The organism is Pseudomonas marincola (assembly GCF_900116605.1).
In the GTDB taxonomy this organism is placed as follows: domain Bacteria; phylum Pseudomonadota; class Gammaproteobacteria; order Pseudomonadales; family Pseudomonadaceae; genus Aquipseudomonas; species Aquipseudomonas marincola.
The window spans coordinates 39,757-63,785 of the sequence record NZ_FPBC01000003.1 but is presented as its reverse complement, the minus strand read 5'-3'; the positions used below and the strand labels follow the sequence as shown (position 1 = coordinate 63,785).

General features: G+C 57.6%; 23 protein-coding genes. 14 read left to right on the top strand and 9 right to left on the bottom strand.

From position 1 onward, the window contains the following. Positions 1-74 precede the first annotated feature (74 nt). Positions 75-1,499 (top strand): aminotransferase-like domain-containing protein, encoded by a 1,425-nt coding sequence (locus tag BM395_RS06560; RefSeq protein WP_090509965.1) that lies wholly within the window; start codon positions 75-77, stop codon positions 1,497-1,499. Between the two features lie 5 nt (positions 1,500-1,504). On the opposite strand, the gene BM395_RS06555 is transcribed toward BM395_RS06560, so the two are convergent. Next, positions 1,505-2,650 carry an MFS transporter gene (locus BM395_RS06555; RefSeq protein WP_090509962.1) on the bottom strand — a complete coding sequence of 382 codons (1,146 nt, stop codon included), beginning with the start codon at positions 2,648-2,650 and terminating at the stop codon, positions 1,505-1,507. 161 nt (positions 2,651-2,811) lie between these two features. Next, complete coding sequence (locus BM395_RS06550) at positions 2,812-4,305, bottom strand: aldehyde dehydrogenase (RefSeq protein ID WP_090509960.1); 1,494 nt, start codon at positions 4,303-4,305, stop codon at positions 2,812-2,814. A 251-nt stretch (positions 4,306-4,556) separates the two neighbouring features. On the opposite strand from BM395_RS06550, the gene BM395_RS06545 reads away from it, so the two are divergent. Next, the gene (locus BM395_RS06545; RefSeq protein ID WP_069898519.1) at positions 4,557-4,922 is read left to right on the top strand and encodes a cupin domain-containing protein; all 366 of its coding nucleotides are present in this window, start codon (positions 4,557-4,559) and stop codon (positions 4,920-4,922) included. A gap of 146 nt (positions 4,923-5,068) precedes the next feature. Here the strand turns inward: BM395_RS06545 and rpmG are convergent, their stop codons facing one another. Continuing rightward, a complete protein-coding gene (gene rpmG / locus BM395_RS06540; protein WP_002551515.1) occupies positions 5,069-5,224 on the bottom strand; it encodes a 50S ribosomal protein L33 in 156 nt (51 codons plus the stop codon). A gap of 11 nt (positions 5,225-5,235) precedes the next feature. Further along, positions 5,236-5,472: a 50S ribosomal protein L28 gene (gene rpmB, locus BM395_RS06535; protein WP_010489195.1), complete on the bottom strand. Its 237-nt coding sequence runs from the start codon at positions 5,470-5,472 to the stop codon at positions 5,236-5,238. Positions 5,473-5,860: 388 nt separating this feature from the next. Between rpmB and BM395_RS06530 the strand changes: the two genes are divergently transcribed. Beyond that, a complete protein-coding gene (locus BM395_RS06530) occupies positions 5,861-7,453 on the top strand; it encodes an ABC transporter substrate-binding protein (RefSeq protein WP_090509955.1) in 1,593 nt (530 codons plus the stop codon). 39 nt (positions 7,454-7,492) lie between these two features. On the opposite strand, the gene radC is transcribed toward BM395_RS06530, so the two are convergent. After that, positions 7,493-8,167: a RadC family protein gene (gene radC, locus BM395_RS06525; RefSeq protein ID WP_090509954.1), complete on the bottom strand. Its 675-nt coding sequence runs from the start codon at positions 8,165-8,167 to the stop codon at positions 7,493-7,495. Positions 8,168-8,344: 177 nt separating this feature from the next. On the opposite strand from radC, the gene coaBC reads away from it, so the two are divergent. The 4 genes from coaBC to argB all read left to right on the top strand — a co-directional run bounded on the left by coaBC (position 8,345) and on the right by argB (position 13,558). Further along, entirely contained in the window at positions 8,345-9,556 is a 1,212-nt protein-coding gene (gene coaBC, locus BM395_RS06520) for a bifunctional phosphopantothenoylcysteine decarboxylase/phosphopantothenate--cysteine ligase CoaBC (RefSeq protein ID WP_069898522.1), read from the top strand. 43 nt (positions 9,557-9,599) lie between these two features. Beyond that, positions 9,600-10,055, top strand: coding sequence for a dUTP diphosphatase (dut, locus tag BM395_RS06515; protein ID WP_069898523.1), 456 nt, complete (start codon positions 9,600-9,602; stop codon positions 10,053-10,055). Between the two features lie 1,185 nt (positions 10,056-11,240). Continuing rightward, positions 11,241-12,635 carry a phosphomannomutase/phosphoglucomutase gene (gene algC, locus BM395_RS23445; protein ID WP_201970339.1) on the top strand — a complete coding sequence of 465 codons (1,395 nt, stop codon included), beginning with the start codon at positions 11,241-11,243 and terminating at the stop codon, positions 12,633-12,635. Positions 12,636-12,661: 26 nt separating this feature from the next. Next, positions 12,662-13,558, top strand: a complete 897-nt coding sequence (argB, locus tag BM395_RS06505; protein ID WP_069898574.1) for an acetylglutamate kinase — start codon at positions 12,662-12,664, stop codon at positions 13,556-13,558. A 52-nt stretch (positions 13,559-13,610) separates the two neighbouring features. On the opposite strand, the gene BM395_RS06500 is transcribed toward argB, so the two are convergent. Then, entirely contained in the window at positions 13,611-14,198 is a 588-nt protein-coding gene (locus tag BM395_RS06500; RefSeq protein WP_090509951.1) for a DUF4124 domain-containing protein, read from the bottom strand. 23 nt (positions 14,199-14,221) lie between these two features. Then, positions 14,222-14,863 carry an orotate phosphoribosyltransferase gene (gene pyrE / locus BM395_RS06495; protein ID WP_069898526.1) on the bottom strand — a complete coding sequence of 214 codons (642 nt, stop codon included), beginning with the start codon at positions 14,861-14,863 and terminating at the stop codon, positions 14,222-14,224. A 92-nt stretch (positions 14,864-14,955) separates the two neighbouring features. On the opposite strand from pyrE, the gene BM395_RS06490 reads away from it, so the two are divergent. After that, positions 14,956-15,735 (top strand): exodeoxyribonuclease III, encoded by a 780-nt coding sequence (locus tag BM395_RS06490; RefSeq protein WP_069898527.1) that lies wholly within the window; start codon positions 14,956-14,958, stop codon positions 15,733-15,735. Between the two features lie 44 nt (positions 15,736-15,779). On the opposite strand, the gene BM395_RS06485 is transcribed toward BM395_RS06490, so the two are convergent. Together BM395_RS06485 and rph are read right to left on the bottom strand one after the other, a co-directional pair. After that, a complete protein-coding gene (locus BM395_RS06485) occupies positions 15,780-16,154 on the bottom strand; it encodes a DUF4870 domain-containing protein (RefSeq protein ID WP_090509949.1) in 375 nt (124 codons plus the stop codon). Between the two features lie 24 nt (positions 16,155-16,178). After that, complete coding sequence (gene rph, locus BM395_RS06480; protein WP_069898529.1) at positions 16,179-16,901, bottom strand: ribonuclease PH; 723 nt, start codon at positions 16,899-16,901, stop codon at positions 16,179-16,181. Between the two features lie 140 nt (positions 16,902-17,041). On the opposite strand from rph, the gene BM395_RS06475 reads away from it, so the two are divergent. The 6 genes from BM395_RS06475 to spoT all read left to right on the top strand — a co-directional run bounded on the left by BM395_RS06475 (position 17,042) and on the right by spoT (position 23,985). Next, positions 17,042-17,905, top strand: coding sequence for a YicC/YloC family endoribonuclease (locus BM395_RS06475; RefSeq protein WP_090509945.1), 864 nt, complete (start codon positions 17,042-17,044; stop codon positions 17,903-17,905). 487 nt (positions 17,906-18,392) lie between these two features. Continuing rightward, positions 18,393-19,010, top strand: coding sequence for a cytochrome P460 family protein (locus BM395_RS06470; RefSeq protein WP_090509943.1), 618 nt, complete (start codon positions 18,393-18,395; stop codon positions 19,008-19,010). 341 nt (positions 19,011-19,351) lie between these two features. Then, a complete protein-coding gene (locus BM395_RS06465) occupies positions 19,352-20,632 on the top strand; it encodes a lactonase family protein (RefSeq protein WP_090509940.1) in 1,281 nt (426 codons plus the stop codon). Positions 20,633-20,815: 183 nt separating this feature from the next. After that, entirely contained in the window at positions 20,816-21,436 is a 621-nt protein-coding gene (gmk, locus tag BM395_RS06460) for a guanylate kinase (RefSeq protein WP_069899890.1), read from the top strand. A 116-nt stretch (positions 21,437-21,552) separates the two neighbouring features. Continuing rightward, the gene (rpoZ, locus tag BM395_RS06455; protein WP_069899891.1) at positions 21,553-21,816 is read left to right on the top strand and encodes a DNA-directed RNA polymerase subunit omega; all 264 of its coding nucleotides are present in this window, start codon (positions 21,553-21,555) and stop codon (positions 21,814-21,816) included. 60 nt (positions 21,817-21,876) lie between these two features. Next, positions 21,877-23,985 carry a bifunctional GTP diphosphokinase/guanosine-3',5'-bis pyrophosphate 3'-pyrophosphohydrolase gene (gene spoT / locus BM395_RS06450; RefSeq protein ID WP_069899892.1) on the top strand — a complete coding sequence of 703 codons (2,109 nt, stop codon included), beginning with the start codon at positions 21,877-21,879 and terminating at the stop codon, positions 23,983-23,985. The last annotated feature ends 44 nt before the right edge of the window (positions 23,986-24,029 follow it).

Below are 24,029 nucleotides of genomic sequence, written 5' to 3'. Positions count from 1 at the left end.
TCTGAATCACACTTTTCAGCGACAACTGTACTGGTTCATCGCCGAACAGACGGCCAGCACCAAGGGACGCGCGCATGACGCTTTATATCGACCTCGCAACGCTGATCAGCTCCAGAATCGAGCAAGGTCTGTATCGGCCAGGGGATCGCCTGCCTTCCGTGCGCGCCCTCAGCATCGAGCACGGCGTCAGCTTGAGCACCGTGCAACAGGCTTACCGCCACCTTGAAGATCAGGGCATGGCAACACCCAAACCCAAATCGGGCTACTTTGTTTCACCGCAGCGTAAAGTCCCTGCCCTGCCCCAAGTGGGCCGACCGGCACTGCGACCGGTCGAAGTCTCTCAATGGGACCAGGTCCTGGATCAAATCAGCCATAGCCCAGAGCATAACGGCCTGCTGCAACTCGGCCGGGGCCGCCCGGACATCACTGCGCCCACCCTGAAACCGCTGCTGCGCTCGCTGTCGCGCTTGAGCCGACGCCAAGACGCCAGCGTGCTGACTTACGGCTGTATCCGTGGCGAGCAGAGCCTGCGCCAGCAAATCTCGCGGTTAATGATCGACTCGGGCTGCCAGATTCCCTTCGAAGAAATCGTTGTGACCACGGGCTGCCATGAGGCGCTCTCGGCCGCTATCCGCGCCATTTGCCAGCCCGGCGATATTGTTGCGGTCGACTCACCGAGTTTTCATGGGGTCATGCAAGCGCTCAAGGGCTTCGGCATGAAGGCACTGGAATTGCCGACCGACCCCATCACCGGAATCAACCTCGACGCATTGAAGATGGCGCTGGAGCAATGGCCGATCAAGGCCATACAGCTGACCCCGAATTGCAATAACCCGCTGGGCTACATCATGCCCGATGCGAACAAGCGCGCCCTGCTCGACCTCGCCCAACGCTACGACGTGGCGATTATCGAGGATGACGTATACGGCGAACTGGCGTTCAGCTACCCGCGCCCACGCACCATCAAATCCTACGACCGTGACGGCCGCGTGCTGCTCTGCAGCTCATTCTCGAAAACCCTGGCGCCAGGCCTGCGAGTTGGCTGGATTGCACCTGGCCGCTATCAGGAACAGGTGCTGCACATGAAATACATGGGCACCGGCAGCACCGCCCAACTGCCGCAACTGGCACTGGCCGAGTTTCTTGCCGCCGGCCATTACGAGCCGCACCTGCGGCGCATGCGCAGCCAGTATGCGCAAAGCCGTGACCAGATGATCGACTGGGTCAGCCGCTACTTCCCCAGCGAGCCCCGGATCAGTCGTCCACTGGGCAGCTTTATGCTGTGGGTTGAGCTGCCGACAGGCTTCGACAGCGTGTACCTGAATCAGGCGCTGCTTGAGCACAAGATCCAGATAGCGCCGGGCAGCATCTTTTCAGCGGCCGGTAAGTACCGCAATTGCCTGCGCATCAATTACGCCAGCAAAGCCACTGACGAAATTGAAAACGCAGTGCGGATTGTCGGTGAAACCGTCGCCAGACTGCTCCACGAAACCGGCTGAATCGATTAGGTGGCCGATACCGTCTGCGGCAGTTCATCCCGACGCCAGGCAAGTACCACGAAACCAGCCGCGCCCAGCGCCATCAACAACGGCAATGCGTGACCGCTCACCCACTGGCTGGCAGCCCCCGTTGCCAGTGGCCCGACCAGACAACCAATACCCCACAACTGCGACACGTGAGCGTTGGCGCGCACCAGTTCATCGTCACGGTAACGCTCGCCAATCTGAATCAACGACAGGGTGAACAAGCCGCCGGCACTGGCGCCGAACAACACCAGAACAGGCCAGATAACAGACGAGTGCAAGGCCAGCGGAATGCTCAGGCTCGACAGCATCAGCACCACACCACACCCGCGGAACAGGTTGCGCCGCGACATCACGTCCGCCAGCCAGCCGATCGGCAGTTGCAGCACCGCATCCCCGACAACCACCACGCTGACCATGAACAACGCAACGTCTTGTGTGAAACCCTGACGCAGGCCGTAAATGGGCAACAGCGTCAGCATCATCGCTTCAAACGAGGCGAATAACGCCACCGCCCAGGCAATGGCCGGGAGCTTACGGCAGAACACCACCAATCCCTTGAGCGAGACGCTATGCCCGCCGACCTTGGGCGCACCTGTGCGGCCAAGCAGCAACAGCGAGCCGCCAATCAACAGACAAGTACCGGTCCAGAACGCATGATCACCTTCAGTGCCCAACGCCGTCAGCAACAACGGCCCGCACAGCTGGCTCAGGGCGTAGCCGGTGCCGTACAGCGCCACCAGACGACCGCGCCATTTCTCGATCGACAGCTGATTGATCCAGCTCTCACCCAGAATGAACACCATGGTCAGCGCCACGCCCAACAGCAGGCGCAACACCACCCACACCGCATAGTTCTGCACCAATGCCAGCGTTGATACGGACACGGCGCCGACCAAAAGACACATCTGCATCAACGCACGCGTGCCAAAACGGCCCGCCAGTTTGCCGGCCAGCGAGGCGCCAAGCAGTACGCCAACGGCGGGTGTTGCGGCCATCACGCCGATTGCGAACGAGCCATATCCCCAGCTTTCCAGGCGCAACGATACCAGCGGCATGGTCACACCCAATGCCAGACCAATACTGATGACCGCCATGGAAACGGCGAAATAGGTACCCCAACGCATGTCCAGATTCCTTCTGTTGTAAGGCCTACAAAGCAAAACGGCCGAGCCTCCAGAGGGATAAATCCCCCGGGAAACCCGGCCGCAGGTTTGGCTCACAAGAGCCGGCCCCGATCGCGGGGCGGACCTGATACTGCTACAAGGCGGTTAAGCCCTGCTGTGGATCAAAGCTTGATCCAGGTCGATTTCAGTTCGGTGTACTTGTCGAACGCGTGCAACGACTTGTCGCGACCATTACCCGACTGCTTGAAACCACCAAACGGTGCGGTCATGTCGCCGCCATCGTACTGGTTAACCCAGACGCTACCGGCGCGCAGCGCTTTGGCAGTCTGGTGAGCCTTGGACAGGTTGCTGGTCCAGACCGCAGCAGCCAGACCATAAATGGTGTCGTTGGCGATAGCAATGGCCTCTTCCGCATCATCAAAGGCGATAACCGACAGCACCGGGCCGAAGATCTCTTCCTGAGCGATGGTCATGGCATTGTTCACGCCGTCGAAAATGGTCGGTTCAACGTAAGTGCCGCCAGTCTCTTCCATCACACGCTTGCCGCCCGCAACCAGCGTGGCGCCATCTTTGTGGCCCGCTTCGATGTAACGCAGTACGTTATTCATCTGCTGGGTATCAACCAGTGCACCCACATTGGTTTCCGGGTCGAGCGGGTTGCCGGCCTTCCAGCCTTTGATCGCTTCAACCACCATCGGTACGAATTTGTCTTTGATCGAACGCTCAACCAACAGACGCGAACCGGCGGTGCACACTTCACCTTGGTTAAACGCAATTGCACCGGCAGCCGAAGCAGCAGCCGCTTGCAGATCTGGTGCGTCAGCGAAGACGATGTTCGGGCTCTTGCCGCCTGCTTCCAGCCAAACGCGCTTCATGTTCGATTCGCCCGCATAAACCATCAGCTGCTTGGCGATCTTGGTCGAACCTGTGAATACCAGCGTGTCGACGTCCATGTGCAGGGCCAGAGCCTTGCCCACAGTGTGGCCGAAGCCTGGCAGCACGTTGAATACGCCAGCCGGGATACCGGCTTCAATCGCCAACTGGGCAACACGAATGCCGGTCAGCGGGGATTTTTCTGAAGGCTTGAGGATGATCGAGTTACCGGTGGCCAGCGCCGGGCCGAGCTTCCAGCAGCTCATCAGCAGTGGGAAGTTCCACGGCACGATCGCGGCAACCACACCGATTGGCTCGCGAGTGACCAGACCCAGCTGATCGTGCTCGGTGGCCGCTACCTCGTCGTATACCTTGTCGATGGCTTCGCCATTCCAACGAATGGAGTTGGCAGCAGCAGCCATGTCGATGTTCAGCGAGTCGCTGATCGGCTTACCCATGTCGAGGGTTTCGAGCAGCGCCAGTTCTTCAGCATGCTCAGCGATCAAGTCGCCAAAGCGGATCATGATCTGCTTGCGCTTGGCCGGCGCCATGCGCGACCAGACACCCGAGTTGAAAGTAGCGCGGGCGTCACGCACAGCGCGTTCGGCATCGGCCAAATCACAGCTGGCGACATGACCCAACAAACGACCGTCTACCGGGCTAAGGCATTCGAACGTCTCACCCGACTCAGCCGAGCAGTATTCACCGTGTACAAACGCTCGGGTTTCAATTTTCAACGTCTTGGCGCGCTGTTCCCAGTCGGCGCGAGTCAAACTAGTCATGCGAATATCCTCTATGGCTGTAGAAAGTGTGCCGGATTTATCACCGCACACCTGCAATTTTTTGTCGTGGCGCAGAGCCTCACAATCCTGTGAGCAACACTAAACCAGAGCAACGCTAAATTTCAATATATTTGACACTTTATGCCCTTAGCGGCTTGTCATGTTCGTTTTATTAAACATAGACTGCGCCAAATCTTCAGCCAAATCTGCCTTTGTGCCTGACAAATTAAACGCCTGACAGAGACAATAAAATGAACATTCAGCAGATCGTCGACTTCGCCAACTCCTCAAGCAAAGCCGAGCACTACCGCCCAGCCCCCGAGAAAGTCCTCAAGGGCGATCCGGCGCAAAGCGTTATCAATCATTACGGCAGCCCGTGCGGCCAGTTCAATGCTGGCATTTGGGAAGGCGCTGTCGGCCAATGGAATGTCAGCTACACCGAATTTGAATACTGCGAAATTCTGCAGGGTGTATCCGTTCTGCGTGACCAGGACGGCAACGCCAAAACTGTCAGAGCTGGCGACCGTTTTGTCATCCCAGCCGGCTTCAACGGCACTTGGGAAGTGCTGGAGGCATGTCGCAAGGTCTACGTGATCTTCGAGCAAGCCTCAAACTGATACTCGCACGATTCACGCAACACCCTTACCCGTCCTTGTGGCGGGTTTTTTGTGCCTGAATGATGCGCACAAGGGTAAAACACTAAATTGCAGGCAAGAAAAAGCCCGCTAAAAAGCGGGCTCTCTCAGCAAGGATGCTTGATCAATTACTTGATCTTGCCTTCCTTGTAGATCACGTGCTTGCGCACAACCGGATCGAATTTTTTAATTTCGATTTTGTCCGGAGTGGTGCGTTTGTTCTTGTCGGTGGTGTAGAAGTGGCCAGTACCGGCGCTCGACACCAAACGGATCAATTCACGCATGATTTAGCTCCTTAAACCTTTTCGCCACGAGCACGAAGCTCGGACAGCACAACATCAATGCCACGCTTGTCGATGCAACGCATGCCTTTGGCAGATACGCGCAGACGTACGAAGCGATTCTCAGACTCAACCCAGAAGCGGTGATGCTGCAGGTTTGGCAGGAAACGACGACGGGTTTTGTTGTGTGCGTGGGAAACGTTGTTCCCGGTTACCGGACCCTTACCGGTAACTTGACAGACTCTCGACATGCCTCAGCCCTCTAAAACCACATGCCCAACCCGGCATGGGTTGGCCGCTTAAATTCAATGTCATTGGCGCAAAGCGCCGCGTTTCTCGAGGGTCTTACCGGCCACACCTGAAAGCGCAACAACCGGGCCCCTAGAAAAGAGCGCTGCTTTATACCAGAAAGACTCTCGAGCAACAACCTTAAACGCAAAAAGCCACTCACCGCGCAAACCGCGATTTAGCGCATCAGGCCTCTACGTGGGGGCTTGGACGATAATACCACTCGTCGCCCGATTTGATTGTTCTGTGAGCAACTTATGGTCTAGGGTAAGACTTTGCTCGTGCGCGTGCTGGCCAAACTGCCTGCTTTCAGCGCCAATGGATGCTCGCCTTATTACTCAGGAGCTGGTTATGCGCCTTAACGCCCTACCCCTAATTATCGCACCTCTACTCATGAGCCCGCTACTGGTGAATGCAGCGACCCTGAGTGTATGCACGGAAGCCAGCCCGGATGGTTTCGACGTGGTGCAGTACAACTCGCTGACCACCACCAACGCCTCGGCCGACGTACTGATGAATCGACTGGTCGATTACAACGCCACCAGCGCCAAGCTGACGCCCAGCCTGGCCGAGAGCTGGCAAGTGTCTGACGACGGCCTCAGCTACACCTTCAAGCTGCGCAACGATGTGAGCTTTCACACCACCGACTATTTCAAACCGACGCGCAAGCTCAACGCCGACGACGTGCTGTTCAGCTTCCAGCGTATGCTCGACGACGATCACCCGTGGCATAAAGTGGCCCAGAGCGGCTACCCGCATGCGCAGTCCATGCAATTACCGCAGCTGGTAAAAAGCATCGAAGTGCCCGATGCACACACTGTGCGCTTCAACCTGACGCATCCGGATGCGACCTTTCTCGCCACGCTGAGCATGGGTTTCGCGTCGATTTACTCGGCCGAATATGCAGACCAACTGCTTAAGGCCGGCACGCCGGACGCGCTCAACAAACAGCCTATCGGCACCGGGCCGTTCATATTCAAGCGTTTCCAGAAGGACGCCGTAGTGCGCTACGACGCCAACCCTGCTTACTTCGCCGGCAAACCCGCTGTGGATAAGTTGATCTACGCCATTACCCCGGACGCCAACGTGCGCCTGCAGAAACTGCGGCGCAATGAGTGCCAGATCACCCTGTCGCCGAAACCACTGGACGTACAGGCGGTGGCCGATGACAGCTCGATCAGCGTGGTCAAGACAGCAGCATTCATGACCGCCTTCGTTGGCATCAACACCGAGCACCCGCCGCTGGACAAGCCGGAGGTACGCCAAGCCATCAACCTGGCATTCGACAAGGCCAGCTACCTCAAGGCGGTATTTGAAGACAGCGCCGAGGCGGCCAATGGTCCGTACCCGCCAAACACCTGGAGCTACGCAAAGGACTTGCCAGGCTATAAATATGACCCGCAAGCGGCGCGCAAACTGCTGGCAGACGCGGGCCTGCAAACACCGCTGAAAACCACGATCTGGACGCGCCCATCCGGCAGCCTGCTCAACCCCAACCCCAAGCTGGGTGCGCAGTTGCTGCAGGCGGATCTGGCCAAGATCGGCATTCAGGCCGAGATCAAGGTGATCGAATGGGGCGAGCTGATTCGCCGGGCCAAGGCTGGCGAGCATGACTTGCTGTTCATGGGCTGGGCCGGTGATAACGGTGATCCGGATAACTTCCTGACCCCGCAATTCTCCTGCGCCTCGGTTAAATCCGGGCTCAACTTTGCGCGTTTTTGCGACGCCAAGCTGGACAAGCTGATCAGCGATGGCAAAACCGCAATCACCCAGGCGCAGCGCAGTGACATCTACCAGCAGGCGCAACAGATTATCCAGCAGCAGGCGCTGTGGTTACCGCTGGCACATCCTACGGCGTTCGCCCTGACTCGCAGCAACGTCAGCGGCTACGAGGTCAGCCCGTTCGGCCGGCAGGACTTCGCCAAGGTCACTATTGCGAAGTAAGCGCAACCGGGGGCAGGCCACACGCCAGCCCCCGACCCCTTACAACCAGCCGAACTCGGCCATCGACAGCGGTTCGCCATCGCCGACGATGAAGTGATCAAGCACCCTCACCTCGATCAATTCCAGTGCAGCCTTGAGACGTTGCGTCAGCACGCGGTCGGCCTGGCTCGGCTCGGCGACACCTGATGGATGGTTATGGGTGAGGATCAGCGCCGCCGCGTTGTGCGCCAATGCCCGCTTAACCACTTGGCGAGGGTAGACGCTGGCACTGTCTATCGAGCCTTGAAACAGCGCCTCAAACGCCAGCACCCGGTGCTTGGCATCGAGAAACAGACAACCAAACACTTCGTGCGGCTCATGGCGCAACAGCGCTTTAAGGTAATTACGCACCGCTTGCGGACTTTCCAGCACCGAGTCGCGGCGCAATTGCTCAGCCAAATGCCGACGGCCCATTTCAAGCACAGCCTGCAATTGCGCAAACTTCGCCGGCCCCAAGCCCAGATGCAGGCAAAATACAGGCTGGTCCGCTTCAAGCAAGCTGCGCAGGCCGCCGAACTCGCAGAGTAAATGCCGCGCCAAATCCACCGCACTCTTGCCGGCAACGCCGGTGCGCAGGAATATCGCCAGCAGCTCAGCGTCGGTCAGGGACGCTGCGCCTTGCGCCAACAGTTTCTCACGCGGGCGCTCTGCCTCCGGCCAATCGCGAATGCTCATGCACACCTCCTTGTTGAGTCTCGCGCCCACAACCCTGTAGGCGCCTCGCAGCCTCCTGCTGCGCAGCCGCTGCCGCAATGCGGCCGCTGTGATATCGTAGCCCATCTTTTTACGCGGTGGCCGACCTGGGGAGGGGCGTACACCGTGGCGCACATCCACCTTATATAAGGCAAGCCTATGCAGCGGCTTTATCGCAAACGCATCATTCTCGGTGTAGGCGGCGGCATTGCCGCTTACAAGAGCGCTGAGCTGGTCCGCCGACTCAAGGACCAAGGGGCTGAGGTACGCGTGGTCATGACCCACGGCGGCCGCGAGTTCATTACTCCGCTGACGCTGCAAGCGCTGTCCGGCAACCCAGTGCACATGGACCTTTTGGACCCCGCTGCAGAAGCGGCAATGGGCCACATCGAACTGGCGCGCTGGGCCGATCTGGTACTGATCGCACCCGCCACAGCTGACCTTATGGCGCGCCTGACCCAAGGCGTGGCCAACGACCTGCTGACCACTTTGGTACTGGCCACCGACGCGCCGGTCGCACTGGCGCCGGCCATGAATCAGGCCATGTGGCGCGATCCCGCGACCCAGAGCAACGTCGAGCAGCTGCGTGCCCGCGGGATTCGCATGTTTGGCCCGGCGTCTGGCAGCCAGGCCTGCGGCGATGTTGGCCTTGGCCGCATGCTGGAGGCTGATGATCTGGCGCAACTGGCCGCTGACTGCTTCGAGAATGCGATGCTCACTGGCGTGCATGTGCTGATTACCGCAGGCCCGACCCAGGAAAACATCGACCCGGTGCGCTACATCACCAACCACAGCTCCGGCAAAATGGGTTTTGCGCTGGCCGAGGCGGCCGCCGAAGCCGGTGCCAAAGTCACCCTGATCAGCGGCCCGGTGCACCTGCCGACGCCGGATCGGGTCAATCGTATTGATGTGGTCAGCGCGCGCGACATGCTGGCTGCCTGCGAGGCCGCGATGCCGTGCGACGTGTTGATCGCCGCAGCGGCAGTTGCCGATTACCGCCCCGAAGTTGTCGCGCAGCACAAACTGAAGAAAGACCCCACCAGCGGTGATGGCCTGCTTCTGCAGATGGTCCGCAACCCCGACATTCTGGCGACACTGGCGGCACGCGAAGATCGCCCGTTTAGCGTTGGCTTCGCTGCAGAAACTGAAAACTTGCTGGAATATGCTTCGCGCAAACTCAAGGACAAGAACCTTGACCTGATCGTCGCCAATGACGTTGCCAATCCTACTATTGGTTTCAACAGCGAAGAGAATGCCATCACCATTATTGACCGCGAGCTGCATAAAAATAGTTTCGCCCAAACCAGCAAGGGCAAGATTGCCCGGCAACTGGTCGAATTCATCGCCGATCGCCTGAACAACCGCGGCTAGGCCGAACGCGATCCGCCACAGCCAACACATTACAGAGCCTGATATGCACGCACTACAAGCCAAGATTCTCGACCCGCGCCTCGGCGCTGAATTCCCGCTGCCAGCTTATGCCACACCAGGTTCGGCGGGATTGGACCTGCGCGCTATGCTCAAAGAAGAGCTGGTTATCGAGCCGGGGCAAACCGTACTGATCCCAACCGGCTTGTCGATCTATATCGGCGACCCGGGTTTGGCCGCAATGATTCTGCCGCGTTCGGGCCTTGGCCATAAACACGGCATCGTATTGGGCAATCTGGTCGGCTTGATCGACTCGGATTATCAGGGCGAGCTGATGGTTTCGTGCTGGAACCGCGGCCAGAGCGCATTCACCGTCGCCATTGGTGAGCGCATCGCCCAACTGATTCTGGTTCCAGTGGTCCAGGCGCATTTTGATCTGGTCGAGGAATTTGACCTGAGCCAGCGTGGCGCCGGCGGTTTCGGGCACTCTGGCAGTCACTAAGGGCACTTGAGACATCAACGGACTATTGTCGGGAATGACTGAGTGAAGCTATTTAAAAGCGGAAAAAAACAACAACAAGACCCCTTGGCCCCAAGCTCACCTGCCAAAGGCGCCGAAGCCACCTCAAGGCAAAGCAACCCCGGCTTGGTTATCGCCATCGGCGGTTGGCTCTTGGCGACAGCAGTCGTTGCCTACAGCCTGTACGACAATGGCCAGCAGCAGCGCCAACAGCTAAGCCAAGCCTGGAGCAGCAGCCAGGCCGGAGCGCTGCAACAGTCGCTCAAGCAGTTGGCCGCCGACACCCAGACCGCCGCGCAGAGCCCGGCGCTGGTTGCGGCTTTGCAAAGCCAGGACCCCGGCCAGATCCAGAGCACCGAGGCAACGCTCAGCTATTGGCAAGGCATTGTCGATGCGCACCTGACTGCGCGCGGCAAAGGCGCGCTGCAGGCAGACCGTCGGGCGCCGCTCAACTACGCCGCACTGGACATGATCAATCGTGTCGAGAAAGGCAAGGACGCAGCCGTCGAGGCCTATAAGATCGGCGACCAGTGGGTGGTGTATAGCGCCGCAGCCGTGCGTAAAGACAGCAACTCGCCCGTGCTCGGCACCCTGCTGCTGGCATTCGACCTTAAGCGCGTCATGGCGGGCGTACCCGAATTGCCGGCCGGCATTGGCCAAATCGTGCTCACTCAGAAATTCGCCAGCGCCCCGGCGCAAACCCTGAGCCAGCGCGGTAATGGCGGCCAGGCAAGTGAAACCCTGAGCAGCGGCAATCAGAACTGGCAATTAAGCTTCAGCGCTGGCCCTGAACTGCAACCCACGTGGCCTTCATGGCCGCTGCTGGGGCTCGCCGCACTCATTGCGCTGGGCGGATTATTGCTTGGCTTCAAGCTGGCCTCGCGCGGTCTCAAGCAACAACTCAGCGAAGACGTCGATCAGCTTCGCCAGCTGATTGGCGAACTCTCAGTGGGTAAGAGCGTCAAATCATTTAGCCTCAACCTGCCAGAACTCGGCCACCTCGCCCAATTATTGGCGAGCATGCCGCGCCGCAGCAACGAGCCGCCGGCCAAACCGGCAGCCAAGCCGGCCGAGCCTGCGCCACCCCTGTTTCAAGACACTGATATCCTCGATATCGACATTCTCGACAATGACCAGGACCCTCTGGAATTGGAGCAAGCACCTGTAATGACTACTGAAATAACTGCACCCAAGCTTCCCGCAGACATTTTCCGCGCGTATGACATTCGCGGCGTCGTGGGCCGTACCTTAACGCCCGAAACCGCTTACTGGGTTGGCCGCGCAGTGGGTTCCGAAAGCCTCGCAAAAGGCGAGCCCAATGTTGCTGTAGGTCGCGATGGCCGCCTCTCGGGGCCAGAGTTGGTTGAGCAGTTGATTCAAGGCCTGGTCGATTGTGGCTGCAATGTCAGCGATGTCGGCATGGTGCCAACGCCGGTGGTTTATTACGCGGCCAACATCCTCAGCGGCAAGTCTGCAGTCATGCTCACCGGCAGCCACAACCCGCCGGATTACAACGGTTTCAAAATCGTTGTCGCCGGCGACACGCTGGCTAACGAGCAGATTCAGGCCCTGAAAACCCGCATCGACAACAACGATCTGGCCAGCGGCAACGGCAGCGTCGAGCAGGTCGATGTACTCGAGCGCTACTTTGCCGAGATTCGTGACGACATCGCGCTGGCCAAGAACCTGCGCGTAGTAGTCGATTGCGGTAATGGCGCGGCTGGCGTCATCGCACCACAGCTGATTGAAGCGCTGGGCTGCGAAGTGATCCCGCTGTTCTGCGACGTCGATGGCAACTTCCCGAACCATCACCCGGACCCGGGCAAGCCTGAGAATCTGGTCGACCTGATCGCAGCGGTGAAAGAGCACAACGCCGACCTCGGCCTGGCGTTTGACGGTGACGGCGACCGAGTAGGTGTTGTGACCAATAAAGGCACGATCGTGTACCCGGATCGCCTGCTGATGCTGTTCGCCAAGGATGTGGTTTCGCGCAATCCCGGCGCCGACATCATCTTCGACGTTAAATGCACGCGTCGTCTGATCCCGCTAATCAGCGGCTACGGCGGCCGTCCGGTGATGTGGAAGACCGGCCACTCGCTGATCAAGAAGAAGATGAAAGAAACCGGCGCTCTGCTGGCCGGTGAAATGAGTGGCCATATTTTCTTCAAGGAACGCTGGTTCGGTTTTGATGACGGCATTTACAGCGCCGCACGCCTGCTGGAAATTCTCAGCCAGGAAGACAAAGACGCCGAAAGCATCTTCAATGCCTTCCCGAGCGATATTTCGACGCCGGAAATCAACATCGAAGTTACCGACGCCAACAAGTTCCAGCTGATCCAGAGCCTGCAAGACGACGGTAGCTGGGGCGAAGCCAAAATCACCACACTCGATGGTGTTCGCGTCGATTACCCGAAAGGCTGGGGCCTGGTTCGCGCATCCAACACCACTCCGGTGCTGGTATTGCGCTTTGAAGCCGAGACCGAGGAAGAGCTGGAGCGCATCAAGACGGTGTTCCGCACCCAGCTGAACAGTCTCGCACCCGACATTGATGTACCGTTCTAATGACCGATTCAGTAGTGGAGTCCAGCATGCCCCTCGAACGTGATGCCGCCATTCAGGTAGCCCGGGTTCTTTCTGAAGCACTGCCGTATATTCGCCGTTTTGTCGGCAAGACGCTGGTAGTCAAATACGGCGGCAACGCCATGGAAAGTGACGAGCTGAAGACCAACTTTGCCCGTGACATCGTGCTGATGAAGGCCGTGGGCATCAACCCGGTCGTCGTACACGGCGGCGGGCCGCAAATTGGCGACCTGCTCAAGCGTCTGTCGATTGAAAGCCACTTTGTTGATGGTATGCGCGTTACCGACGCACAAACCATGGACGTGGTAGAGATGGTGCTCGGTGGTCAGGTCAACAAAGACATCGTCAACCTGATCAACCGTCATGGCGGCAGCGCCATCGGCCTGACCGGTAAAGATGCCGAATTGATCCGCGCCAAGAAGCTCAAAGTCAGTCGTCAGACACCTGAAATGACCCAGCCCGAGATCATTGATATCGGCCATGTTGGCGAAGTCACCGGGATCAACACCGAACTGCTGAACATGCTGGTCAAGGGCGACTTCATCCCGGTTATTGCGCCGATTGGTGTGGGCCCGGATGGCGAGTCCTACAACATCAACGCCGATCTGGTTGCAGGTAAAGTTGCAGAAGCGCTGCAAGCTGAAAAGCTCATGCTGCTGACCAACATTGCCGGCCTGATGGACAAAGAAGGTCAGGTTCTGACAGGTTTGAACACCGAACAGGTCGACAGGCTGATCGCAGACGGGACCATTTACGGCGGCATGCTGCCGAAAATCCGCTGCGCGTTGGAAGCGGTGCAAGGCGGCGTGACCAGCGCGCACATCATCGATGGTCGCGTACCTAACGCCGTATTGCTGGAAATCTTCACCGACAGCGGCGTCGGTACACAAATCTGTAACCGCTGAAAACCAGCCAATGCATGGCCAAGCGCAAAAGCGCGAAGCCATGCATTGATGGTTATTGCGTGCGTGTTAGCTCAACAAACCGCGCACGCTCATTGTTGAAGCTGGCCTCGGTTTTCAGACGGGTATCCTGATACCGCTTGATATCGTCCTGCAGCCGACGCTCCTCGCCCTTGAGGTTGTTGATGCGGCTAACCACATCCTCCGGAACCGGAGTTGCGGCGCGATCATATTCAGCGGCCTTCTGTTGCAGCTGAGACTGCTGCAAACGTACTGACTGCAAATTGCCCCGCGCCACACCGATAACCCCATCCAACTCTTGCAGACCCCGTTTCCGGGCACGATCGATGTCCTCGACCGAGCTGTACATGCGCAACAATTGGGCGTCAGCAGCCACCTTGTCGCGCGCATCCAGTTTTTGCTGCATTTCTTCGCGGCTCAATGCCGCCGGCACCACACGAATTACCCGCCCCTGATCGTTGAGCACTTCATAGCCGCGCGCAATCGAGTCAGGCGGAACACCCTGACGGCTAATCGCCACGCCACCCTTGCTATCGATATAACGATAAGACTCACCGGCAAAGGCCAGTGTGGGCAGCAGGGTTATCAGCAACAAGCAGGGGTTTAGGGCCGACTTGGGCATTGTATTTTCCTTATCTATTAACGTCAGACTCCATAGGTAGCGCGATAAGCCTGAACCGCTGGAAGGTGCTGTTTAAGCTCAGCATCTTCTGCCAAATACTCAAGCACTTGCTCCAGCGAAACGATGCTGACAACCGGAATACCGAAATCCCTCTCGACTTCCTGAATGGCTGACAACTCGCCTTTACCACGCTCTTGACGATTCAATGCAATTAAAACGCCAGCAGCCGTCGCACCCTGCGCCTGAATAATCTGCATGACCTCGCGAATCGCCGTTCCCGCGGTAATAACATCATCGATAATCAGAACTTTGCCGGCCAGCGGCGCTCCAACCAACGTGCCGCCTTCGCCATGGTCCTTGGCTTCCTTGCGGTTGAAACACCAGGGCACATCGTGCTCATGATGATCAGCCAATGCGACAGCAGTGGTAGCCGCGAGCGGAATACCCTTGTAGGCTGGTCCGAACAATACATCGAAAGAAATACCGCTATCTGCGACTGCTGCGGCATAGAATCGCCCCAGTTGCGCCAACGCCGAACCACTGTCAAACAGGCCCGCATTGAAGAAGTATGGACTGGTGCGCCCCGACTTGAGAGTGAACTCACCAAAGCGCAAAACACCGCGTTGAATGGCAAAACGAATAAACTCGCGTTGGTATGCTTGCATGGAAAGCCCCAAAAAACAGAGATTTGACTAGGAATTTAGCTAATAGACACGACCTCGGGTATCATACACGCACGTGTTTTTGGGGGCCATTTATGCGGATCATCAGTGTAAACGTGAATGGTATTCATGCTGCAGTCGAGCGCGGTTTGCTCAGTTGGCTGCAAGCACAGAATGCCGACGTGATCTGCCTGCAGGACACCCGTGCCTCCGCCTTTGAGCTGGACGACCAAGCCTTCCAACTGGATGGCTATTTCCTCTATGCCTGCGATGCAGAAGTACCAAGCCAAGGTGGCGTGGCTCTGTATTCGCGTTTGCAGCCCAAGGCGGTAATCAGCGGCCTCGGCTTTGAAATGGCCGATCGCTACGGGCGCTACCTGCAGGCAGATTTCGATAAAGTAAGCATCGCCACTCTGTTGCTGCCATCGGGGCAGGACGGCGATGAGAGCTTGAATCAAAAATTCAAGTTCATGGACGACTTCACCCATTATCTGGACAAGCAGCGCCGCAAGCGCCGCGAGTACATTTATTGCGGCTCGCTGTACGTCGCGCATCAGAAGCTGGATGTGAAGAACTGGCGCGACTGCCAGCAATCACCCGGCTTCATGGCGCCAGAGCGGGCCTGGATGGATGAAGTGCTGAACAACATGGGCTACGTTGACGCCCTGCGTGAAGTGAATCGTGAAGGCGACCAGTTCAGCTGGTGGCCGGATAACGAGCAGGCAGAAATGCTCAACCTCGGTTATCGCTTCGATTACCAGTTGCTCACACCCGGCATGCGCCGCAGTGTGCGCACCGCACGCCTGCCACGTCAGCCACGCTTCTCGCAGCACGCTGCACTGACGGTGGATTACGACTGGATTCTCAGCGTATAAACCGCCAGACATAAAAAAACCGGCTCGCGCCGGTTTTTTTATGTCTACTTGATCAGCCGCCAACTAAAGGGATAACGATAGGCCTGGCCCTCGTTAGCCTTGATCCCGGCAATGATCGCCAGCACGATGCCGGCAATAGTTACTAGGCTCGCCAACATGAAGCCGATCACCACCAGCATCAGCAGCACGCTGATCATGAAGGCAATGCTCACGCTAATCTGAAAGTTCAGCGCCTCTTTACCCTGCGCATCCACATAAGGATCTACATCCTTCTTGATTTGCCAGAGAATCAGCGGCCCGATCAGATTACCGAACGGAAAAACAAACCCCAGAAAAGCCGCAAAATGGCAGAACATTGCCCATTGCCGTGCTTCTTGGCTGGGAGCGGGTACGGGTACCTGTGGCTCTTGTTGATCCATTACTTGCCCTCCTGACTCATTGGCTCAATCGGCCAGTGCGGCCTTTTGAATCTCAAACAACTCATTAACGCCCTTGCCTGCCAACGCCAGCATGGCATTCAGCTCTTCCGGCTGGAAAGGCGCGCCTTCGGCGGTGCCCTGCACTTCGATGAAGCCGCCAGCGCTGGTCATAACCACGTTGAGGTCAGTCTCGGCTGCCGAGTCTTCCAGATAATCCAAGTCGAGTACCGCCTCGCCCTTGTACATGCCAACGGAAACAGCTGCGATCATCTGCTTGAGCGGATCGCCGCCTTTCAGGCCGCCACGCTTCTTGATGATTTTCAACGCGTCGATCAAGGCCACCATCGAACCGGTGATAGAAGCAGTACGGGTGCCGCCGTCTGCCTGAATCACATCGCAATCGACGTACAGGGTGTTTTCACCCAGCTTAGACATGTCGAGCGCAGCGCGCAGCGAACGGCCGATCAGGCGCTGGATTTCCAAGGTACGACCGCCCTGCTTGCCACGGCTGGCTTCACGCTGGTTACGGTCACCGGTTGCACGCGGCAGCATGCCGTATTCAGCCGTCAACCAACCCTGACCCTGGCCCTTGAGGAAGCGCGGAACGCCCGACTCGACGCTGACCGTACAGATCACCTTGGTATCACCGAACTCAACCAGCACCGAACCCTCGGCATGCTTGGTGTAGTTACGGGTGATGCGGATTGCGCGCAACTCGTCGGCGCTGCGGCCACTTGGACGTTTCATCAAGGTATACCCACTCTGTATAGAATTCTGGCGCCCATTATAAAGGTCCGAGCCTTACGGCGACATGACCAATTGGGCCGCCCGACACACTGCGCTACAATCGTCGCTCAATGCATCAGACAGACTCCGAGGTTAGCTTCATGATCCACAGTATGACCGCCTTCGCCCGTAACGAGCAGACTGTGGCCAACGGCACGCTGAGCTGGGAGCTGCGCTCCGTCAATCATCGCTACCTTGAGCCGCATTTGCGCCTGCCGGAGTCGTTCCGCGACCTTGAAGGCTCGGTACGCGACGCACTGCGCAAAGGCCTCTCGCGCGGCAAGGTCGAATGCACCCTGCGCTATACCGAAGACAATAGCGCGGGCGAGTTGCAGGTTGACCGCGAGCGCGCCTCGCAGCTGATCGCAGCGGCCGAGACCATCGCCGGCCTGATCAATCAACCTGCGCCGCTCAATCCGCTGGAAGTTCTGGCCTGGCCTGGCGTGCTGGTTGCCGATGCCAGCGATCCACAAGCCTTGAACAAAGCCGCGCTGGACGCATTCAACAAGGCCCTGCGCGAGCTGAAAGAAGGCCGCAAGCGTGAAGGCGCCGAACTGGCAAAAGTGCTCAGTGAACGCCTCGACGGCATCAGCGAGCAGGTCGTGACATTGCGCGAACTGGTGCCGGAAATGCTCAAGGCACAACGCCAGAAGGTGCTTGATCGCTGCGTCGAGATGCAAGCCGAACTCGACCCGCAACGTCTTGAACAAGAGATGGTGCTGCTGGCACAAAAGAGCGACGTCGCCGAGGAGCTGGATCGGCTCAACACCCATGTGACTGAAGTCCGCCGGGTTCTCAATGCCGAAGGCGCAGCCGGTCGCCGCCTTGATTTCCTCATGCAGGAACTCAACCGCGAAGCCAACACCCTGGGCTCAAAAGCCTTCGACACGCGCAGCACCCAAGCGGCCGTAAACCTCAAGGTATTGATTGAGCAGATGCGCGAGCAGGTCCAAAATATCGAGTGATTAGCCGATCAACAGACGGGTCGAGCACACGCGAAACCCGTCTGCGCACACGCTGCGATGAATACCCTGACTGACCCGCCTCGCAAAACGCTCACGCCCAACACCTCTGCCAATCTCGGCACGCCTCCATTCATCCTGCGCCACGCATGATGTCGCGTCGTGCATGTCCACCAAAAATATAATTAACAAAACCCATACTTAAGTTATGCAGGCTTGATTTATATCCCTATTTTTCAACTAGTAACTTGCTGAAAACAGCTCATATAAAACTTATCAGCAAACTATCTGACGGAAGGTAAATCTTTGTAGTCATATTCCTACATATTTATCTTGTTATTAATGCGCCAGCAGGTTTCAGCACATATAGCGATGGGTTCTTGGTCAGATACTACGCACACGTGCTTACACAACTTCAATATTATGAGCTAATGTTCCGCAAGCATTGCACGACGCAATGTGTATAAAACTTTACAAGGACTTGTTAGCCATGAAATCAATCAAGAAATCATTGCTGGGCTTAGCCCTCGCCGGGACAATCGGCCAAATATTTATTGCAGGCGCGGCAGTTGGCGGCGAGCTTTATACATTTAAAGACGGCAAGCTGGACCGCCCAACGGGCTATCGCGAATGGGTATTCGTGGGCACCCCGCTAACCCCGAATGACATGAACAACGGCAAGGCCGCTTTTCCTGAATTCCACAACGTCTACATTGACCGCAAAAGCTGGGATCAATGGAAAGAAAAGGGCACCTTCCGTGACGGCGCGATCATGGTTAAAGAACTGATCGACGTCGGCAGCAAGGCCGCACCTAGCGGCAAAGGCTACTTTGAAGGCGACTTCATCGGCCTGGAAGCCACGATCAAGAGCAAGAAGCTGTTCCCGAAAGAGCCTGGCAACTGGGCCTACTTCAGTTTCTCGACGCCAGACCACAAGGCGCTGACCGACACCGCAACCGCCTTCCCGACCGCCGCCTGCAATGCCTGCCACGACGCATCGGCAGCCGACGACTTTGTCTTCACCCAGTACTACCCAGTGCTGCGTGCCGGTAAAGGCAAAGGCAAAGATGCAACCGGCGGCACCCTTTCCGACCTGACGGCAAAGTAACAGCACAGGCAGCCCAGCCACGCTGGACTCACTGATGCCCAGTCAACCCGCGCGGGCTTATATGCGCGCGGATTGACTCGATAACTTAAGTTTTATCATTTAAATGCAAACAAGAACTATTGGTAATTACTTAGCCAAGGCTTTGCCTCGCCTGAACATCCGCCTTGTATAACGCGACATTAATATTGCTCACACAGCGATTTATTGAAATTCTGCATAAGCCGCTAATTAGCCGAAGAGCACAGCCATAGACTTATCTACTGTGACTAGCAGGTTGATTATGCAGCAGCTGAAACTGCCCGCCACGACTTCTTGTTCGTAATCCGATAAAGGGAATTGTCATGAATACAGCAAAAACTTTACTCGCCATTGCATTGACCACCACCTGTGCAAGTGCAATGGCGGTCGAGCAGATCGGCGCGGTATATGCCTCAAGTAATAAAGCCGAAGGCAATACCATCGTCGCCTTCAAGCAAATGAGTGATGGCAGCCTGAGCACGCTGGGCGAGTTCAAATCCGGCGGCAAAGGAACCGGCAATATCGAAATTTTCGACGGCGGCTATGACCCGACTCACCCACTGGCTGACGGCATTGATCCGCTGATTTCCGCTTATGGTGTCTATAACACCGAAGACAAAAAGCACCTGCTCACCGTCAACTCCGGTGACGGCACCATCAGCTCGTTCAATGTCGCCGACGACTTCAAGCTGAAACTGGTGAATACAGTCAAAGCCAGCGATATCCACCCGGTCAGTATCGCTTCCAAAGGCAAGCTGGTTTATGTGGCGAGTTCCGGCGATGCCAAGGCTCCGCCATTCAGCGGCAACATCAGTGGCTTCACCATCGACGCGGCTGGCAAGCTCACGCCAATCGCCAACTCGACCCGCAATCTGGGCGCTCGCCCAACCACCATTGTGTTCTCGACTGACGGCAAGTTTGTCGTGGTCAACGAACTGGTGACCGGGCAATTCAAAGTGTTCGCGGTGAATGCAGACGGCACTCTTTCCAAGGAGCCGGTTTCCGTCGCCAGCGCGCCGAACGGCGATTCGAGCCGTGCCCTGCCAATCCCGGTCGGTTTCGACATTATCAAAGGCGCTACGGGCGACATCATTGTTGCCTCTGAAGCACGCTTTCTGGACAAGAAAGGCATGCTGCGCGAAGAAGCCGGCAAGGTCCCGCAGTCGCCGAAATACTCATGGCAGACCAGCTCGTCCTCGTCTTACACGCTGGACGGCAAAGGCCAGATCAAACTGGTAACAGCGGACGCCCTGACCGGCGATGCGGTCGAAGGTGGCGAGATCGCCAATTGCTGGGTCGAGACCTCGCGAGACGGCAAAACGCTGTGGGCGGCCAATGCACTGTCCAGCTCCATCAGCGCCTACACCATCAACCCGGATGGCAGCATCGCTCTGAAAACCGCAACGGCCTACAAGAACGAGGCTGAAATGGACTTTTACAGCGACCTGACGCTAAGCGCCGATGGCAAGTACATCAACCAGTTGATCGGCAACAAAGGCGAAGTGACCGTGTTCAAGGTTGGCGCTGACGGCTTCACATTAACGCCAGTTGGCACCTACGGCGGCCTGCCAAAAATTGGCGCTTACGGCATCATCTCACTGTAATCGGCCAGCCGCTTTCAAGCCGCCGCCCGCAGAAACTAGCCTGCTCGCGGCGGCTCAACTGCCCACGATTTACCCGATGCATGTGTATATCCCGCGAAGTTTCAGCCGTGTTTGTCGGCAAACCGCCTTATAATGCTCAATCGTTGCGACTACGCTTGGCTTATTGCTTTTCAGGACACACACATGACGCTTACAACCGGGACCCTGTACATCATCTCTGCACCTTCTGGCGCGGGCAAGACCAGCTTGGTCAAGGCGCTGATCGACAGCGAGGCGATGATTCGTGTGTCTGTCTCGCACACCACACGCGCCATGCGCCCGGGCGAAGTCGACGGTGAGAACTACCACTTCATCAACCGCGAGCAGTTCCATGCCATGCTCGACAAGAACGAGTTTCTGGAACACGCGCAGGTTTTCGACAATCTCTACGGCACCTCGCAAACTTGGGTCGAAACCACGCTGGCCGAGGGCTATGACCTGATTCTGGAAATCGACTGGCAAGGCGCGCAACAGGTTCGTCGCCTGATGCCGGAATCACGCTCGATCTTCATTCTGCCGCCGACTCAGGAAGCATTGCGCCATCGCCTGACCAACCGTGGCCAGGACAGCGGCGAGATCATTGAGCGCCGCATGCGCGAGGCCGTCAGCGAGATGAGCCACTACGTCGAGTACGATTATGTGATTATCAATGATGACTTTGCTCACGCATTGAGCGATCTTAAAGCCGTATTCCGTGCCAACCAGCTGCAACAAACCGCACAGCAACAGCGCCACGCCGGGCTGTTGAGCGAGCTTCTGGCTTAAGCCGTACGGCAGCACGACAAAACAAAAGCTTCCCATAACGCTGGTGATTTTTTAGACTATCCAGTCCGCTCGCCCATTCGGGCCCAGCTTTAATTGCATTTGCTACGAGGAACACCATGGCCCGCGTTACCGTTGAAGATTGCCTGGACAACGTTGATAACCGCTTTGAGCTGGTCATGCTTGCGACCAAGCGTTCGCGTCAGCTCGCTACCGGCGGCAAAGAGCCAATGGTTCCGGTTGAAAACGACAAGCCTACCGTTATCGCACTGCGCGAAATCGCTGCCGGCCTGATGAACTACGACGTCATCGCCCAAGCTGAAATCGTTGAAGAAGAGCCATTGTTTGGCTCATTTGAGGACGAGGCTAACGAGCCTCTGTAAGCCTATGCCCGGTCGACGTCGTAAGGCGCATGGTCGCTCAGCTCAGCATGGAGAACACCTATGCCGAGCATAGACGCCCTCGCCACTCGACTTTCGACCTACCTCGGCGATGACCAGGTCAATCTGGTCCGCCGAGCCTATTTCTATGCCGAGCAAGCCCACGACGGCCAACGCCGCCGCAGTGGTGAGGCATATGTAACCCACCCGCTCGCGGTGGCTAGCATTCTTGCTGACATGCACATGGACCATCAAAGCCTGATGGCGGCCATGCTGCATGACGTAATCGAAGACACCGGCATCGCCAAAGAAGCACTCACCGCGCAGTTCGGTGAGTCCGTGGCCGAGCTGGTTGATGGCGTCAGTAAGCTGACCCAGATGAACTTCGAGACCAAAGCCGAAGCGCAAGCCGAAAACTTCCAGAAAATGGCGATGGCCATGGCCCGTGACATTCGGGTGATTCTGGTCAAGTTGGCCGACCGTCTGCACAACATGCGCACACTGGAAGTGCTGTCTGGCGAGAAGCGTCGGCGCATCGCCAAAGAAACGCTGGAAATCTACGCACCGATCGCCAACCGTTTGGGCATGCACAGCATGCGCGTCGAGTTCGAAGACCTCGGCTTCAAGGCCATGCACCCGATGCGTGCCGGCCTGATCCGCGCTGCCGTGCGCCGGGCCCGCGGCAACCGCAAAGAAATCGTCAATAAAATTGAAGAGTCGCTGGTGCATTGCCTTGAACGCGAAAATCTTCAAGGCGAGGTCAGCGGGCGCGAGAAACACCTGTACGGTATTTACCAGAAGATGCGCGGCAAGCGCCGGGCGTTCAATGAAATCATGGACGTCTACGCCTTCCGCATCATCGTCGACAAGGTCGACACCTGCTATCGCATCCTCGGCGCCGTGCACAATCTGTACAAGCCGCTGCCGGGACGCTTCAAAGACTACATCGCAATTCCCAAGGCCAATGGCTACCAGTCGTTGCATACCACGCTGTTCGGCATGCATGGCGTGCCCATCGAAATCCAGATCCGCACGCGCGAGATGGAAGAGATGGCTAACAACGGCATCGCTGCGCACTGGCTGTACAAATCCAACGAAGAAGATCAGCCCAAAGGCACTCACGCCCGCGCACGGCAGTGGGTCAAGGGCGTTCTGGAGATGCAGCAACGCGCGGGCAACTCGCTGGAATTTATCGAGAGCGTGAAGATCGACCTGTTCCCGGACGAGGTCTACGTCTTCACCCCGAAAGGCCGCATCATGGAGCTGCCAAAAGGCTCCACGGCGGTCGACTTTGCTTACGCGGTGCACACCGATGTCGGCAACACTTGTATTGCCTGCCGGATCAATCGTCGCCTTGCACCGCTGTCACAAGCACTGGAGAGCGGCTCGACGGTTGAGATCGTCAGCGCGCCGGCGGCACGTCCGAACCCGGCATGGTTGAACTTTGTAGTCACCGGCAAGGCGCGTACGCATATCCGCCACGCGCTCAAGCAACAGCGTCGCTCAGAGTCGATCAACCTCGGCGAACGCTTGCTCAACAAGGTGCTGGCCAGCTTCGACACCAGCCTCGAGAAGATCAGCCAAGAACGAATTCAACTGGTACTCAGCGAATACCGTCAGCAGGTCATCGAAGACGTGCTGGAAGATATCGGCCTGGGTAACCGCATGGCCTATGTTGTCGGCCGCCGTATGCTCGCCAGCGAAGGCGAAGAGCGCCCAAGCAGCGAAGGCCCGCTGGCGATTCGCGGCACCGAAGGCCTGGTTCTTAGTTACGCCAAATGCTGCACGCCAATTCCAGGCGACCCGATTGTCGGCTACCTGTCTGCGGGTAAAGGCATGGTCGTGCACCTCGAAAGCTGCCGCAACATTGGCGAGGTGCGCAACAATCCGGAAAAGTGCATCCAGCTGTCCTGGGCGAAAGATGTCACCGGCGAATTCAACGTCGAGTTGCGCGTCGAACTGGAACACCAGCGCGGCCTGATCGCCCTGCTCGCCGGCAGTGTCAACGACGCCGACGGCAACATCGAGAAGATCAGCATGGATGAGCGCGACGGGCGCATGAGTGTCGTGCAGTTGGTGGTCAGCGTACATGACCGCGTGCATCTGGCCCGCGTGATCAAGAAGCTGCGCGCCTTGCTGGGCGTTATTCGCATCACCCGGGTGCGTTCCTGAGTACACACATTCATCGACATTGTTGTACGGTGGCCTGACCACCG

Excerpts from the sequence above, each read along its gene's own strand:
- BM395_RS06560 (WP_090509965.1), top strand. The coding sequence starts at position 75 with ATGACGCTTTATATCGACCTCGCAACGCTGATCAGCTCCAGAATCGAG.
- BM395_RS06555 (WP_090509962.1), bottom strand. The coding sequence starts at position 2,650 with ATGCGTTGGGGTACCTATTTCGCCGTTTCCATGGCGGTCATCAGTATT.
- BM395_RS06550 (WP_090509960.1), bottom strand. The coding sequence starts at position 4,305 with ATGACTAGTTTGACTCGCGCCGACTGGGAACAGCGCGCCAAGACGTTG.
- BM395_RS06545 (WP_069898519.1), top strand. The coding sequence starts at position 4,557 with ATGAACATTCAGCAGATCGTCGACTTCGCCAACTCCTCAAGCAAAGCC.
- rpmG (WP_002551515.1), bottom strand. The coding sequence starts at position 5,224 with ATGCGTGAATTGATCCGTTTGGTGTCGAGCGCCGGTACTGGCCACTTC.
- rpmB (WP_010489195.1), bottom strand. The coding sequence starts at position 5,472 with ATGTCGAGAGTCTGTCAAGTTACCGGTAAGGGTCCGGTAACCGGGAAC.
- BM395_RS06530 (WP_090509955.1), top strand. The coding sequence starts at position 5,861 with ATGCGCCTTAACGCCCTACCCCTAATTATCGCACCTCTACTCATGAGC.
- radC (WP_090509954.1), bottom strand. The coding sequence starts at position 8,167 with ATGAGCATTCGCGATTGGCCGGAGGCAGAGCGCCCGCGTGAGAAACTG.
- coaBC (WP_069898522.1), top strand. The coding sequence starts at position 8,345 with ATGCAGCGGCTTTATCGCAAACGCATCATTCTCGGTGTAGGCGGCGGC.
- dut (WP_069898523.1), top strand. The coding sequence starts at position 9,600 with ATGCACGCACTACAAGCCAAGATTCTCGACCCGCGCCTCGGCGCTGAA.
- algC (WP_201970339.1), top strand. The coding sequence starts at position 11,241 with ATGACTACTGAAATAACTGCACCCAAGCTTCCCGCAGACATTTTCCGC.
- argB (WP_069898574.1), top strand. The coding sequence starts at position 12,662 with ATGCCCCTCGAACGTGATGCCGCCATTCAGGTAGCCCGGGTTCTTTCT.
- BM395_RS06500 (WP_090509951.1), bottom strand. The coding sequence starts at position 14,198 with ATGCCCAAGTCGGCCCTAAACCCCTGCTTGTTGCTGATAACCCTGCTG.
- pyrE (WP_069898526.1), bottom strand. The coding sequence starts at position 14,863 with ATGCAAGCATACCAACGCGAGTTTATTCGTTTTGCCATTCAACGCGGT.
- BM395_RS06490 (WP_069898527.1), top strand. The coding sequence starts at position 14,956 with ATGCGGATCATCAGTGTAAACGTGAATGGTATTCATGCTGCAGTCGAG.
- BM395_RS06485 (WP_090509949.1), bottom strand. The coding sequence starts at position 16,154 with ATGGATCAACAAGAGCCACAGGTACCCGTACCCGCTCCCAGCCAAGAA.
- rph (WP_069898529.1), bottom strand. The coding sequence starts at position 16,901 with ATGAAACGTCCAAGTGGCCGCAGCGCCGACGAGTTGCGCGCAATCCGC.
- BM395_RS06475 (WP_090509945.1), top strand. The coding sequence starts at position 17,042 with ATGATCCACAGTATGACCGCCTTCGCCCGTAACGAGCAGACTGTGGCC.
- BM395_RS06470 (WP_090509943.1), top strand. The coding sequence starts at position 18,393 with ATGAAATCAATCAAGAAATCATTGCTGGGCTTAGCCCTCGCCGGGACA.
- BM395_RS06465 (WP_090509940.1), top strand. The coding sequence starts at position 19,352 with ATGAATACAGCAAAAACTTTACTCGCCATTGCATTGACCACCACCTGT.
- gmk (WP_069899890.1), top strand. The coding sequence starts at position 20,816 with ATGACGCTTACAACCGGGACCCTGTACATCATCTCTGCACCTTCTGGC.
- rpoZ (WP_069899891.1), top strand. The coding sequence starts at position 21,553 with ATGGCCCGCGTTACCGTTGAAGATTGCCTGGACAACGTTGATAACCGC.
- spoT (WP_069899892.1), top strand. The coding sequence starts at position 21,877 with ATGCCGAGCATAGACGCCCTCGCCACTCGACTTTCGACCTACCTCGGC.